This is a genomic window from Lentzea kristufekii, assembly GCF_033949925.1.
Classification (GTDB): Bacteria; Actinomycetota; Actinomycetes; order Mycobacteriales; family Pseudonocardiaceae; genus Lentzea; species Lentzea kristufekii.
Map to the genome: position 1 here is coordinate 42,287 of NZ_JAXAVV010000027.1, position 13,086 is coordinate 55,372.

Genomic DNA, 13,086 nt, shown 5'->3' on the forward strand with positions numbered 1-13,086 from the left:
ATGTTACACCCGAGTACCGAATCTGCGTAGAACTGTCACAACCGCGGCGATGACGATCCAGACGGACACGAGGAAGGTTCCGACGGGAAGCAGGCTGAGCACCGCCGTCCGGCCGGCGACGCGCGTGAGTTCGGGGTTCGTCTGGTCGTACTCGACCCGCACGTTGTCCCCGACGCTGAGCCCGGCCGGGTACAGCACGCCCTGCGACGGGATGATCACGCGCCCGTCCGGTGTGGCGTAGCGCACAACGGTCCGGTTGAAGGACACGGAGTCGACCTGCGCGACCGCCTGCCCCATCGACCGCTCGATGGCCACGTCGTCACGCCAGCAGGCGATGGGCAGAAGCACGCACACGAGCGTGATCACGCCACCGACGACGAACAATGCTTTGCAAACCGCACGGCGGACGCGTACACCGCGGGGCGTCTTGGTCACTGCGTCCTCCACCACAACTGAGAAGTCTAGAGCCGGGCGGATGCCGCGCTTTCAGGTTGATGTCCATACAGTCGAAGCGTGACCTCAGCACCGACATCGCGAGCACGGCAGCGAATCCGCGTCCGGTCGAAGCGGGACACCGCCGGTGACCTGCTCGGACTGCTGCCGACCCCGGAGCACGCCCTGGCCTGGGTCCGCGATGGTTCCGGCCTGGTCGGCTGGGGCGAGGCAGCTCGGCTGGAGGTCAGCGGCCCGGACCGGTTCGCACAGGCCGACAAGTGGTGGCAGGAGTTCTGCGCGCACCTCGACGTGGACGACGAACTGGGCGTGCCGGGCAGCGGCCCGGTGGCGTTCGTCTCGATGGCCTTCGCCGACTCACCGGGCGACTCGGTGCTGATCGTGCCCGAGATCGTCGTCGGCCGGCGCAACGGCGAGCAGTGGGTCACCACGATCGGCGCCTCGGACCCGGCTCCGTACGTCGAACCTCTCTCGCGGCCGACCTCGGTGCGTTACGCGAACGGACAGCTGCCGGTCACGCAGTACCGCGAGGCCGTGCGCGAGGCCGTCGTGCGAATGCGCGCGGGCGACCTGGACAAGGTGGTGCTGGCACACGACCTGGTGGCGCTGACGGACAAGCCGCTGGACCAGCGCTTCGTGCTGCAGGGGCTCGCACGGCGCTACCCGGAGTGCTGGGCCTACGCCGTGGACGGACTGGTCGGCGCGACACCTGAGTTGCTGCTGCGCAGGACCGGCTCGGTCGTGGACTCGCGGGTGCTGGCCGGCACGACCTGGCCGCACGACGGGATTTCGAACGAGGAACTCGCCGCGGCACTTATGTCGTCGGAGAAGAACCTCGAAGAGCACGACTACGCGGTCCGCTCTCTCGCGGACACCCTGCGGCCGTTCTGCGCGACCATGTCGGTCGAGGGACCGTCCGTGCTGAGGCTGCCCAACGTCTCGCACCTGTCTTCCGACGTGATCGGGACCCTCGAGTCCTCCACCTCGTTGCTGCACCTCGGCGAGGCCGTGCACCCGACCGCCGCCGTGGGCGGAACGCCTCGGCTGGACGCGACCTGGTTGATCTCCCAGTTGGAGGGGATGGACCGCGGGCGGTACGCCGGGCCGGTCGGGTGGATCGACGGGAACGGCGACGGTGAGCTCGGGATCGCGCTGCGGTGTGCGCAGCTCTCCGGGTCGACGGCTCGGTTGTTCGCCGGGTGCGGGCTGGTGGCCGACTCGGATCCCGACATCGAGGTGCAGGAGGCGCACGCCAAGATGCGGCCTATGCGTGAGGCCCTTGAAGGGCTTTAGCCACGAACTCCGCCTTGCCCTTCGTGTACGCCTCACGGTCGTGACCGCTTTGGGCGGCTAGTTGGCGTTTCAGGTCTTCGTAGGCCTGGGCGAGGGTTGTGTCGTTTCTCAGGGCGTCGCGGAAGCGGATCTGGTCGGTCCACCTCTGGTGGCCTGCCTGGATGAGGTGCAGATGGGCTTCTCGTCGTTGACCTGTCTGGTCCGGTTTGACGTAGAAGCGGCGCCACGGGCGGTTGTCGAGTTCCGGGGGCACGTAGGCCCAGCCGTGGGCGGCCAAGCTCGCAGAGGCCTGCTCGACGACGGTGTCCAGGTCGGACACCGAGGCCATCAGGTCGATGACCGGTTTGGCGGCGAGCTCTGGGACGGCGGTCGATCCGACGTGTTCGATGCCGTCGACCAGCCAGGGGGCGAGCAACTCGGTCAGCCTGACGCCCTCTGCTCGGGCGTGGTCAGCCCACCTCGGGTCGTAGGGGCGCAGTTCAGCCCTCTCGAAGGCCCACGCCGGGACCTTCTCGCTCAACACTCAGACCCGTTCGACGAAAGCGCGCCAGGCCGAGGTGCTGAAGGTCAGCACCTCACCGGCTGCGTTCTTGGAGTCGCGGACGAGCGCGTTGTTGGCGAGCGAGACCTCGACGCAGTCACCTTCTGGCGTGCCGTTGCTGTAACTGCTCTTACGCCAGACGCGGTCCTCGGTCATGGAGATCCTCTCGCGGTGTGCTGACGTACTCCGCCAGCTTCCTCCGCGATTGTTCCTCATCCAAAGCCACCTCGGCCAAGCGATCGAAGATCAACCTCGTTCTCGCGATGGCTCCTCGGTCCTGCACGAACACCTGGGTCAGATCGGTCTCGGTGTAAGCGATCGGCATCGCTTTCTCGTACTCCCACAGCCGCACACCGGCCGAGTTGACGAGCACGTCGGCGGACACGATTCGGATGATGTGCGCGTTGAACAACAGCTGGAGGTACTGGTCCTCCATGATCTGAGCGTCACCGACCTGCTGTCGGAGCGCTAGCTCATGGATGTAGAACAAGCAATCCGGCCGATCGTGTCGCCTCAGGACCGCCTGGCGATCCATTCGAGCCTGCACGAGCGCCGGGATCCGCTCCTGAACAGCGACGCCGGCCGCGCGGTACAGCGCGTCGGCGTACCGCTCCGTCTGAACGAGACCAGGAACCGTCAACGTGTCGTAGTTGAACATCGACGTGGCGGTTGACTCCGCCATCGCGAGCGTCCGCACGTTGTCCGGGACCTGGACGATGTACTCCTCGAAGGCGTTGCGGTAGCGCCGTTTGAAGTCCTCGAAGTAGTCGATGTCCTTGCCGCACATCGTCAGGAACTGGACCAGGTCGATCTCGCTGGGCCGGGCCTTGCCGTGCTCGATGGTCGACACCTTGCTGGGGTCCCAGCCGAGGCGGGCGGCCACCTCGTGCCCCTTGAGATCGGTGCAGGTCTCGCGCAATCGCCGCAGCTCATCGCCTAGATCCCGGCTGTACGCGGTGGATGGGGTGCTTTGGGCCATCCACCGAAGTTATGGCTTGAAGTTGTTCCACGATACGGCCTCGTTCGGGTGAAAACGGATCAGCCGTGCGGCCCTCCGCTGACGTAGATGACCTGGCCCGTCACGTAGTCCGCGTCTTCCGCCGCGAAGAACAGCACCGCGCGCGCGATGTCATGTGGTGTGCCGACGCGGCCTCGCGGGATCGACTTCCGTTGCGCCTCGATGTGTTCGTCGAGGGTGCGGCCCGCACGGGCGGCGGACACCTTGGTCATCTCGGTCACCACCACGCCGGGGCCGATGGCGTTCACGGTGATGCCGAACGGCGCGAGGTCGAGGGCCGTGGCTCGGGTGAAGCCCTCCAGGCCCGCCTTGGCGGCGACGTAGTTGGCGCGGTCGTCGTCCACCAGGGCGGAGATGCTGGAGATGTTGACGATGCGGCCCCAGCCCGCCTCGCGCATGGCCGGCGCGGTGGCCTTGAGCATCAGGAAGCTGCCGCGCAGGTGGGTGTTCATCACGGCGTCCCAGTCGGCCAGCGGCATGTCGAGGACCATGTTGTCCCTCGCGAAGCCGGCGTTGTTGACCAGGATCTCCACCGGGCCCAGGTTCGCCGTGACCTCGTCGACGGCTCTGGTCACGGCCTCAGGGTCGCTGATGTCCGCGAGCACCGCCAGGGCCGTTCCCCCGGACTCGGTGATCTCTTCGACCACGGTGTGCGCACGATCGTTCAGGTCGACCACGGCGACGTGATGACCCTGGGCTGCAAGAGCTTTGGCTGTTCCAGCGCCGATTCCGGAGCCGGCACCGGTGACGAGCGCGACACGAGAGTTCACGCCTTGATCGTGCTCGTCACCGGCTTCGTCGGCCACCGACTTACGCGTCAGCCGCCGATCACCGGCGGCGCGACCATCCGGTCGTCGTCGAAGTACTCGTCCGTGGGCACGAGGTAGTTCGACTTGTGTTCCTTGTCTTCCTCGCCGTTGCCCGCACCAGCGCCCGCACCGCCCGCGCCGACAGGACCCGTTGCACCGGCCCGGCCCGCGGATGCCGCATTGCCACCACGCGCGGTCCCTTCCGGACCGTGGGTGACTCCAGCGGCACCACCGGGATTCGAGGGCCCAAAGCTGCCGCGTCCTGCCGCCGAACCGGCGCCTCCAGCACTTCCAGCACCGAATCCGCCTGCGCCGCGACCGCCTGCGCCACCGGCGATTTGTGCACCACGGCCTCCTCCGCCACGCCCGGCAGCGCGCGGGTCGTTCGGCCTGAGGCCGGGTGGGATCGGGCCGGGACCGGGCATGAACGGCTTGCTCGGGTTACCGCCGCCGTTGGGAAGCTGGTTGTTCCCCTGCGGGTTGGGCCGGGTGACCGGCGGAGCGGCCCACGAGGTGTTGGTGGTGCCGGTGTTCAGCCCGGGGCTGCCCAGGTTGCCGGTGCCGGGAGTACCGACACCTGGAGTGCCGACAGCCGGGTTGCCGACACCAGGATTTCCGAACTGGGCAGGCGGATTCACGGAGTTCGTGGTGTGCGCGTACGTCGTGCTGCTCGTCGTCGTGACGCCCTGGTCGCCATTGGGCAACTGCGGGGCTTCCTCGAACGTGGGCATCCCCGCGGCCGCTGCGGCGAGCGAGTGGTCCCGCTCCTGCATGACCCGCTCGGCCTCCTGCTTGGCGGCCTGCGACTTCTCGCGCTGCGCCATCATCTCGAACGGCGCCGCAGCCATCTTGAACGGGTTCAAGCTGGTCGCCGCGTCCTTCAGCATCTGCTGCGGATCGAACGGCACTTCCTTGGGGAACTTGTTCTTCGTCGACTCCGCGGCCTCGACCTGCCGGTTGATCACACCGCTCGTCGCCGAGAACGACGAGGACAGCTGGTCGGTGAAGTTTCCGACCTTCGTCAGCGCTTGGGAGGCCGCCGCCCCCGCAGAACCCGTCCAGCCAGCACGCAGACCGTTGACCACGGTGTTGAGCCCGACGGCGACGTCGACCAGATCGCTTGAGATCGACTTCCACTCGGCTGCGATCTCACCTGCCAAACCGGGCTCGTTGCCGTCCATCGCCTGCTTGTGCATGGCGGCGTGGCTGTGTCCCGGATAGTTCGCGTTCGGCTGCGGAACCTGCGGTCTGTCGTACGCCATCGATCATTCCCCTCAAGACTGAACAGCTCAGATCAAGGCAGCTTGGCGGCGACGAAGTCAGCCGACTTCTTGGCCATCTCGCAGGCCTTTGCCGTATCGGTGGCCGTAGCACCGGCACTTGCGATGATCTGCACGCTCGACGACGTACTGATCGAGATCAGCGCGTGGCACACGCCAGGGGACTTCTTCGCGCCAGCCACTGTGAAGCCGTCGTACTTCCCGAATTTCGAGGGAAGCTTGACGTCGCCTTCGTAGTTGAAGTCGCCCACGCCCTGCTTCGGCTCAACAGCGACCGTGAGGCCACTGCTTCCAGCGCCAGTCCATTCGCAGGTTTCCGCGCCAAGGGATCGCTCGGGCGTCGGCGACTTGATGCTCAGGTCGGTCGCCTCGCTGCCGTTGATCAATTCACAAGGCTTCACGGAAGCGAGCTTGGTGTCCTCCGTCGCGGCGGACGAGGTACTGGTCGGAATCTCACTTGCGCTACCAGGCTTGGCCTCACCTGTGGTTTTCCCACTCGTACAGGCAGCGGCGAGCAGAGCAAGGCCGACAATAGCGATACGCGCGTGGTTCATGACTTCCTGTCAGAGTTGCTCGAGCGTGCCGGAGGTGCTCTCTTCCACGTTCCGGTAGGACTTGCGGCTCTTGTCCAGCTGGGCCTTGAGCTCACCGATCGCATTGATCAGATCAGGAATTACCTCGGATCTGACCGCCTCGCCGATCCTCTCGTTGATCTTGCCGATTTGATCGGCGTAGCCCCCTCCCAACGGGGTCTTGGTCGCAAGTCGCCCAGCTTTTCGCTGAATCTTGCCCAGCACGGCCTCGAAGTCTTCCAACTTCTTGATCGCGCTGTCGACGGCCTCCGGGTCGTGCTGGAGCGCGCCCGCCTCGGAGGCGGCTTGCACCGACTTGGCCGCAGCCATGATCGTACTGACGCCACCGGTCATGATGCCCATCAAGGGGCCGCCGAACTGTGCGTAGTAGCGCTCCAAGGCATAGGCCTGGGCGCTTTCCTGTGCGCTGCTCTCACCGGTCACAGGTTCACTCCCCCACGTGCACTGCGATCTACCGTTTGACCGTAAACCAAGCCGGCCGGGGAGCGGATCAGTACGACTACTTACACCCGTTTGAACTAAGGAACAGCACCCGATCCAGGGCTGTACGTCACGAGCCGTGCAACCCACCGAAGCGGGTTGCACGGCTCGTTGAAGGAGCGAGTTACTTGTGGGCGTCCAGCAGTTCGTGCGTCAGCTGGATCTTGGCGCGCGACTTCGGCTCCGCGGTGACCGACAGCGTCTTCGACGCCACGTCGGCCGAACGACCAGGGGCCTGCGCCGGCTTGCCCTTGGTGAACAGCCACGTCTGGAAGAGCTGGTCGAGCTGCTGACCGGAGATCCGCTCCGCCAGTGCGATGAACTCCTCGACGGTGGCGTCCGAGTACTTCTTCTCCGCGGCCCAGGTCTTCAGAATCTCGAAGAACTTCTCGTCCCCGACGGCCACGCGCAGGGCGTGGACGGCCAGTGCACCGCGGTCGTAGACGGCGCCGTCGAACACGTTCGCCGCACCGGGGTCGCCGGGCAGCACGTTCCAGAACTCGCTGTCAGCCGGGTACGAGTCGTAGGTGAAGTCGGCGTTCTCCTGTGCCGTGCCCTCACCGACGTGCTCGGACCACAGGAACTCGGCGTAGGAGGCGAAGCCCTCGTTCAGCCAGATGTCCTTCCAGTGGTGGACCGACACGGAGTCGCCGAACCACTGGTGGGCGACCTCGTGCGCGACGACGTAGGTGTTGGCGCCGCGCCGGAAGAACGCGTCGTCGTAGTTCGAGCGGGTCTGGTTCTCCAGCGCGTAGCCGAGGTCCGGCGTCACGACGCCACCCTGCGCTTCGAACGGGTACGGGCCGAAGTTGTCCGCCAGGAACTCGGTGACCTCGGGCGTGCGCTCGACGCTCGCCTTGGCCGCGTCGGTGTGTTCGCCGAGGCGCTCGGAGTAGGCGTTGAACGACGGCTGGCCCGACGGGGTGGTCGACTGGCGGATCTCGAACTGGCCGATGGTCAGGAACGTCAGGTACGTCGCCTGCGGCTTGGTGCTGCGCCAGTTCCAGCGGGTGTAGCCGTTGATCTGGCGGGTCTGGCCGACGAACGTGCCGTTCGAGATCGCCTCGACGCCGTTCGGGACGGCGACGTTGACGTCGAAGGTGGCCTTGTCGGTCGGGTGGTCGTTGGCCGGGTACCACCACGCCGAGATCTCCGGCTCACCGATGGCCAGGGCGCCGTCGGGGGTCTTCGTCCACGCCGTGTAGCCGTTGCGGTCCTTCACGGTGGAGGGCGAGTCGGCGTACGTGACGACGATCGTCAGGTCCTGTCCCTTGCGGACGCCGCCGCGCGGGGTGAGCGTGAGCTCGCCGTCGTCGGAGACGAACGAGGCCGGCGCGTTGTTGACCCGGACCGACTTCACCTTGAGCAGGAAGTCCAGGTTGAACTGCGTGAGGTCCTGCGTGGCCTTGGCCAGGATCGTCGTCGTGCCCGAGAGCTGGTCGCCGTTCGGGTTGTAGTTGAGCCTGATGTCGTAGTGGGAGACGTCGTACCCGCCGTTCCCGTAGGTCGGGAAGTACGGGTCACCGACGCCGGGAGCGCCAGGAGACGCCGCCAGCGCCGCCCCCGCGAAGAGCGTCATCGCGGCCGCGGACGCCACCGCGGCCGTCGCCTTGGTTCTGATCGACATGCGGCGGACGCTAACCAGACGATCAAGAACCAGCCACCGACTTACGTATGTTTCCTATCTGGTGAAAACGTTTGACACAGTCGCCTTGAGACGCTGGTGCAATTCCCGCAGCTCGTCGCGTTTTGCCTGCACTTCGACCACTTGGAGGCCCTGGGGTGCCGCAACCGCGCTACGGAACTCCTCCTGATCGTCCACTGTGGAGTGCGGAATTCGGTATCCCGCGCACAAAGCGGCCAGATCAGTTCCGTGCGGGGTGCCGAAAATCCGTTCGAAACTTCCGCCGTACTCCGGAGCGCCCTGTTCCAGCAACGAGAAGATCCCGCCCCCGTCGTCGTTGAGCACGACGATCGTGAGGTCCGGCAGGCGGTCGGCGAGCAGGCCGTTGCTGTCGTGCAGGAACGTCAGGTCGCCCATCAGCGCGTACGCGGGGCCCTCGTGCTGCCAGGCGAGCCCGATGGCCGTGGAAACGCTCCCGTCGATGCCGGCGGCACCGCGGTTGGCGTGCACGACGACGTCCGACCGGCGTTCGGACGCGAAGTCGACGTCGCGGATCGGGTTGGACGAGCCCACGAACAGCAGCGATCCGGACGGCATCGACTGCATCAGGTCGCGCGCGACGTGCAGGCCGGTCGGCCACGGCGCGGCGTCCAGCAGGTCGTCGACGGCCACGCTGACGCTCTTCACCGCGCTCTGCCACGCCTGCAGCCACTCGCCGTCGGGCGCGGCGGGCTCGGGCAGCCAGGTGGAGGCTCGCGTGGCGGTGAACGGGACGTCCGGCCACTGGGCCTGGTCACCCACGGCGTGCACGATTGGAGTGGCTCCAAGCACGGCCTGCTGCCCCCTCGACAGGGTGACGCGACCGACGACGAGCACCGCGTCGGGCCGCAGGTGCTCCGGCAGGCCCGCGTTGAGCAGCAACGACCCGTGGCGCAGGCCACCGGGCGCGGTCGGCTCGGCGATCACCGGCCAGCCGAGCCGCGAGGCCTTCAGCAGCCGTTCCGGGCGGTCGTCACCGAGCAGCACCAGCGTGCGGGCGGGCAGCGAGGAGGGCCGGGTCTCGACGGTGAACGTGCGGTCCGTCTCCGTCCACGCGCCTCGGCCAGAGGAGGGCCACAGCTCGTCGGACGGCGTCAGCGGCGGCCGGAAAGGCACGTTGACGTGCGACGGGCCGTCCGTGGCGATGGCGCGGCAGATCAACGACCGCGTCACGGCCTCACCGGCGCCCTCCGGCATGTGCAGCGTCGGGATGCCGAGCACGTCGTGCTGGTTGATCGTCTGGCTGGAGCCGGTGCGGTAGAGGTCGACCGGGCGGTCCGCGGTCAGCGCGATCAGCGGCACGTTCGTCAGCTGCGCCTCGACGACGGCGGGGTGCAGGTTCACCACGGCGGTGCCGCTCGTGCACGTCACCACGGCCGGCTCACCGGTCTTCGCGAGTCCCAGAGCGAGGAATCCGCCGCTGCGCTCGTCGATGCGCACGTGCACCGTGAGCAGGCCCTTCTGCTCGGCCTGGTGCAGCGCGAACGACAGCGGGGCGTTGCGCGAACCGGGGCACAGGACGGCGTGACGCACGCCGTTGCGCACCAGTTCGTCGACGATCACCCTCGCCTGCGTCGTGGACGGGTTCATCCCCCAATTGTCACCGGACCGCGCTGAGAGGTCACCCGCTGGTCTCAGGAGCGAAAGCCCAGTGCCGCGACCGGCAGCCTTTGCCCCGTATTTCGGCGTTCAGACGGGTGCATCGCGGTGCCGGCCCCACGTCCTCATCCTGGTTGGATTCGGGCGTGGGGCCGGTGCCGCGAGGCGCCCTGCTGAACGCCGGAAGGCGCGGCGAAGGTTGCCGGTCGCGGCACTAGAGTCTGGTCCGTGGCAGATCAGGAGCTCTTCGACCCGTCGTTGTGGAAGCCGATCGAGGGCTTCGTCTTCACCGACATCACGTACCACCGCGCGCTCGACCAGGGCACCGTCCGCATCGCGTTCAACCGGCCCGAGGTGCGCAACGCGTTCCGGCCGCACACGGTGGACGAGCTGTACCGGGCACTGGACCACGCGCGGATGTCGTCCGACGTCGGATGCGTGCTGCTGACCGGCAACGGCCCGAGTCCCAAGGACGGCGGCTGGGCCTTCTGCAGTGGTGGTGACCAGCGGATTCGTGGCCGCAGCGGCTACCAGTACGCCTCCGGTGAGACGGCCGAGAGCGTCGACCCGGCGCGCGCGGGCCGGTTGCACATCCTGGAGTGCCAGCGGCTGATCAGGTTCATGCCGAAGGTCGTCATCGCCGTCGTGCCCGGCTGGGCCGCGGGCGGCGGGCACAGCCTGCACGTGGTGTGCGACCTCACGATCGCGAGCGCCGAGCACGCCAAGTTCAAGCAGACCGACGCGGACGTCGGCTCGTTCGACGGCGGCTACGGGTCGGCCTACCTCGCCCGGCAGGTCGGGCAGAAGTTCGCCCGCGAGATCTTCTTCCTCGGCCGCACGTACTCCGCCGAGGACATGTACAAGATGGGCGCGGTCAACGAGGTCGTGCCGCACGCCGAGCTGGAGACCACGGCGCTGCAGTGGGCGCGCGAGATCAACGGCAAGTCGCCGACCGCCCAGCGGATGCTGAAGTACGCGTTCAACCTGATCGACGACGGTCTGGTCGGACAGCAGATCTTCGCCGGCGAGACGACGCGGCTCGCGTACATGACCGACGAGGCGGTCGAGGGCCGCGACTCGTTCCTGGAGAAGCGCGCCCCGGACTGGTCGAACTACCCGTACTACTTCTGAGCAGGTGCCCATGCTCGACGAACTGCGCGCGGCGCTGGCCGGTGGCGAACCCCTGGTCGACGGCCCGCTCGACGGCTGGGAGAAGCGTGCCGTGCTCGGCGTGCCGACCTCCGGGTCGACCGGCGAGCCGAAGACCGTGCTGCTCGACGCGGACGCGCTGACGACGTCCGCGGAGGCCACCCACGAGCGGCTGGGCGGGCCCGGCACGTGGCTGCTGGCGTTGCCGACCGGCCACATCGCCGGCGCGCAGGTGCTGGTGCGGTCGATCGTCGCCGGCACCACACCCGGCGTGCTCGACATGTCGAAGGGCTTCCGCGCCATGGGTTTCGCGCAGGCCGCACGGCCGGTGCTGGCCCAGCCGGGACGCCACTACACGGCGCTCGTGCCGACCCAGCTCTCCCGGCTCGTCGTGGGCGAGGGGCCGGGCCTGGAGGCGCTGCGGCAGTTCGACGGCGTGCTGATCGGCGGGGCCGCCACCCCGCCGACGCTGTTGCAGCAGGCGCGCGCTCTGGGCGTGCAGGTCGTCACGACGTACGGCATGAGCGAGACGTCGGGCGGGTGCGTGTACGACGGCGAACCGTTGCGGAACGTCTCGTTGCGCACCGACGACCTGATCGAGATCAGCGGGCCGGTGCTGGCGCTGGGCTATCGCGGCAACCCGGAGCCGTTCGGCGAGTGGTTCCGCACCGGGGATCTCGGACGGCTGCGCGACGGGCGGCTGGAGGTGCTGGGACGCGCGGACGACGTGATCGTCACGGGCGGTGAGAAGGTCCCTCCGGTGCTGGTGGAACGGGCTCTGGCGACCGTCACGGGCGTGCTGGAGGCGTGCGTGGTCGGCGTGCCGGACGACGAGTGGGGCCAGGTCGTGGCCGCTGCCGTCGTCGCGCGCGGGGTGGAGCCTTCGGTCGACGAGCTGAGGGCCGCGGTCGTCGAGGCCGTGGGACGGGCGGCGGCGCCGAAGCTGGTGCGGTTCGTGCACGAGCTGCCGTTGCGCGGGCCCGGCAAAGTCGACCGAACGGCTGTTGTCGACCTCTTTAGGTGAACCTTTACCGCTGAGGACAACCCTCGCCGCGAAGCGTGCGGAAACCTAGCCGTGCGCGTTAGCGATGGGGGTTTCTTCATGCGCTACCTGATACCGCTGGTCGCGGGCGCCGCTCTGGTGGCCGGACTGGCGTCTCCCGCCCAGGCGGCCCCGGCCTCGAACGAGTGGACCGCCGACGTCAGCGGTCGTGCCGTCACGTGGGGTGGTTCCCCGCCCACGGGTCTGATCGAGCTCGGCTCGCACAGACTCGCCCAGCCCGCCAACGCGGTCACGGCGGCGGTGACCGGCGATGGTGTCGTCGACGTGCGCGGCCTGCGTGCGGACGGTCAGTGGACCGAGTGGCTGGAGGCGCCGGCGACGTTGCCGGTGACCACGTCCACCATCGAGACCCGCGTGGTTTTGAGCAGTGGCAAAGCATCGCGTGTGAAGCTGACCGCGACGCAGGTGCCCGCGACCGTGGCCGCGGACGACGTTTCCGTTGCGGCGGCTGGACGTTCGTACCGCGTGTACGCGACGCGGGAGGGCCTCGTCGGTGGCACCACGGCGAACGGGCACGTGATCCGTTCGCGCGACCACTTCGTGGCACTGCCGTCGCGGCGTGGCCTGGCGGCCAAGAACTCCGGCAACTACAGCGTGCAGGTGTGCGCGTCGAACGGCCGTTGCGAATGGGCGCCCGTGTGGGACGTCGGCCCGTGGAACACCAAGGACGACTACTGGAACCCGTCCGCGACCCGTGAGATGTGGAAGGACCTGCCGCAGGGCAAGCCCGAGGCGCAGGCCGCGTACGAGAACAACTACAACGGCGGCAAGGACCAGTTCGGGCGCGAGGTCGCCAACCCGGCGGGCATCGACCTCGCCGACGGCACCTTCTGGGACGGTCTCAAGCTGACCACGAACTCCTGGGTGACCGTGACGTACCTGTGGACCGGTTCCGGTCCTGTCGGGACGGTCCGCACCGCCGCCGCGAACGGCACGGTGAACGTCCGCAGCGGCGCGAACTCGTCGTCGTCGCAGGTGGGTCTGGCCGCGAACTACGCGCAGGTCAGGGTGACGTGCCAGCTCACGGGCGAGTCGGTGTCGGGCACGCAGGGCACGTCGAACGTCTGGTACCGCATCGCGTCCGGCAAGCACATCGCGAAGGCGTACGTGGCGGGCGTCTCAGGCGCCACTGCCTGCTGATACAC

Annotated in this window: 14 protein-coding genes; 4 read left to right on the top strand and 10 right to left on the bottom strand. The window is 67.9% G+C overall.

Annotated elements, in window-relative coordinates:
• Positions 1-3: 3 nt before the first annotated feature.
• Entirely contained in the window at positions 4-435 is a 432-nt protein-coding gene (locus SK571_RS38285) for a DUF3592 domain-containing protein (protein ID WP_319989002.1), read from the bottom strand.
• 78 nt (positions 436-513) lie between these two features.
• Here SK571_RS38285 and SK571_RS38290 point away from each other — a divergent pair, with 78 nt between their 5' ends.
• Positions 514-1,746, top strand: coding sequence for an isochorismate synthase (locus tag SK571_RS38290; RefSeq protein ID WP_319989003.1), 1,233 nt, complete (start codon positions 514-516; stop codon positions 1,744-1,746).
• On the opposite strand, the gene SK571_RS38295 is transcribed toward SK571_RS38290, so the two are convergent.
• The 9 genes from SK571_RS38295 to menD form a co-directional block, all read right to left on the bottom strand.
• Positions 1,718-2,266 (bottom strand): GrpB family protein, encoded by a 549-nt coding sequence (locus SK571_RS38295; RefSeq protein WP_319989004.1) that lies wholly within the window; start codon positions 2,264-2,266, stop codon positions 1,718-1,720. The genes SK571_RS38290 and SK571_RS38295 overlap by 29 nt on opposite strands.
• Positions 2,267-2,269: 3 nt before the next feature.
• Positions 2,270-2,443, bottom strand: a complete 174-nt coding sequence (locus tag SK571_RS38300; protein WP_319989005.1) for a DUF397 domain-containing protein — start codon at positions 2,441-2,443, stop codon at positions 2,270-2,272.
• On the bottom strand, positions 2,418-3,266 hold the full coding sequence (locus SK571_RS38305) for a helix-turn-helix domain-containing protein (RefSeq protein ID WP_319989006.1): 849 nt from the start codon (positions 3,264-3,266) through the stop codon (positions 2,418-2,420). Before SK571_RS38305 ends, SK571_RS38300 begins: the two co-directional genes overlap by 26 nt.
• Positions 3,267-3,325: 59 nt before the next feature.
• Complete coding sequence (locus tag SK571_RS38310; protein ID WP_319989007.1) at positions 3,326-4,075, bottom strand: SDR family NAD(P)-dependent oxidoreductase; 750 nt, start codon at positions 4,073-4,075, stop codon at positions 3,326-3,328.
• A 47-nt stretch (positions 4,076-4,122) separates the two neighbouring features.
• Positions 4,123-5,376, bottom strand: a complete 1,254-nt coding sequence (locus SK571_RS38315; protein ID WP_319989008.1) for a hypothetical protein — start codon at positions 5,374-5,376, stop codon at positions 4,123-4,125.
• 32 nt (positions 5,377-5,408) lie between these two features.
• On the bottom strand, positions 5,409-5,948 hold the full coding sequence (locus tag SK571_RS38320; RefSeq protein ID WP_319989009.1) for a DUF3558 family protein: 540 nt from the start codon (positions 5,946-5,948) through the stop codon (positions 5,409-5,411).
• A 9-nt stretch (positions 5,949-5,957) separates the two neighbouring features.
• Positions 5,958-6,410: a hypothetical protein gene (locus SK571_RS38325; RefSeq protein WP_319989010.1), complete on the bottom strand. Its 453-nt coding sequence runs from the start codon at positions 6,408-6,410 to the stop codon at positions 5,958-5,960.
• 181 nt (positions 6,411-6,591) lie between these two features.
• Complete coding sequence (locus SK571_RS38330; RefSeq protein ID WP_319989011.1) at positions 6,592-8,094, bottom strand: M1 family metallopeptidase; 1,503 nt, start codon at positions 8,092-8,094, stop codon at positions 6,592-6,594.
• A 54-nt stretch (positions 8,095-8,148) separates the two neighbouring features.
• Positions 8,149-9,720: a 2-succinyl-5-enolpyruvyl-6-hydroxy-3-cyclohexene-1-carboxylic-acid synthase gene (gene menD / locus SK571_RS38335; RefSeq protein ID WP_319989012.1), complete on the bottom strand. Its 1,572-nt coding sequence runs from the start codon at positions 9,718-9,720 to the stop codon at positions 8,149-8,151.
• 237 nt (positions 9,721-9,957) lie between these two features.
• On the opposite strand from menD, the gene SK571_RS38340 reads away from it, so the two are divergent.
• The 3 genes from SK571_RS38340 (at position 9,958) to SK571_RS38350 (ending at position 13,081) form a co-directional block, all read left to right on the top strand.
• Positions 9,958-10,860: a 1,4-dihydroxy-2-naphthoyl-CoA synthase gene (locus tag SK571_RS38340; protein ID WP_319989013.1), complete on the top strand. Its 903-nt coding sequence runs from the start codon at positions 9,958-9,960 to the stop codon at positions 10,858-10,860.
• Positions 10,861-10,870: 10 nt separating this feature from the next.
• The gene (gene menE / locus SK571_RS38345) at positions 10,871-11,902 is read left to right on the top strand and encodes an o-succinylbenzoate--CoA ligase (RefSeq protein WP_319989014.1); all 1,032 of its coding nucleotides are present in this window, start codon (positions 10,871-10,873) and stop codon (positions 11,900-11,902) included.
• Between the two features lie 78 nt (positions 11,903-11,980).
• Positions 11,981-13,081 carry an SH3 domain-containing protein gene (locus SK571_RS38350; protein ID WP_319989015.1) on the top strand — a complete coding sequence of 367 codons (1,101 nt, stop codon included), beginning with the start codon at positions 11,981-11,983 and terminating at the stop codon, positions 13,079-13,081.
• Positions 13,082-13,086: the final 5 nt, after the last annotated feature.

What these genes read in the sequence shown, in the direction of transcription:
- SK571_RS38350 (WP_319989015.1), top strand. Translation starts at nt 11,981, where the DNA reads ATGCGCTACCTGATACCGCTGGTCGCGGGCGCCGCTCTGGTGGCCGGA.
- SK571_RS38320 (WP_319989009.1), bottom strand. Translation starts at nt 5,948, where the DNA reads ATGAACCACGCGCGTATCGCTATTGTCGGCCTTGCTCTGCTCGCCGCT.
- menD (WP_319989012.1), bottom strand. Translation starts at nt 9,720, where the DNA reads ATGAACCCGTCCACGACGCAGGCGAGGGTGATCGTCGACGAACTGGTG.
- SK571_RS38300 (WP_319989005.1), bottom strand. Translation starts at nt 2,443, where the DNA reads ATGACCGAGGACCGCGTCTGGCGTAAGAGCAGTTACAGCAACGGCACG.
- SK571_RS38330 (WP_319989011.1), bottom strand. Translation starts at nt 8,094, where the DNA reads ATGTCGATCAGAACCAAGGCGACGGCCGCGGTGGCGTCCGCGGCCGCG.
- SK571_RS38305 (WP_319989006.1), bottom strand. Translation starts at nt 3,266, where the DNA reads ATGGCCCAAAGCACCCCATCCACCGCGTACAGCCGGGATCTAGGCGAT.
- SK571_RS38315 (WP_319989008.1), bottom strand. Translation starts at nt 5,376, where the DNA reads ATGGCGTACGACAGACCGCAGGTTCCGCAGCCGAACGCGAACTATCCG.
- menE (WP_319989014.1), top strand. Translation starts at nt 10,871, where the DNA reads ATGCTCGACGAACTGCGCGCGGCGCTGGCCGGTGGCGAACCCCTGGTC.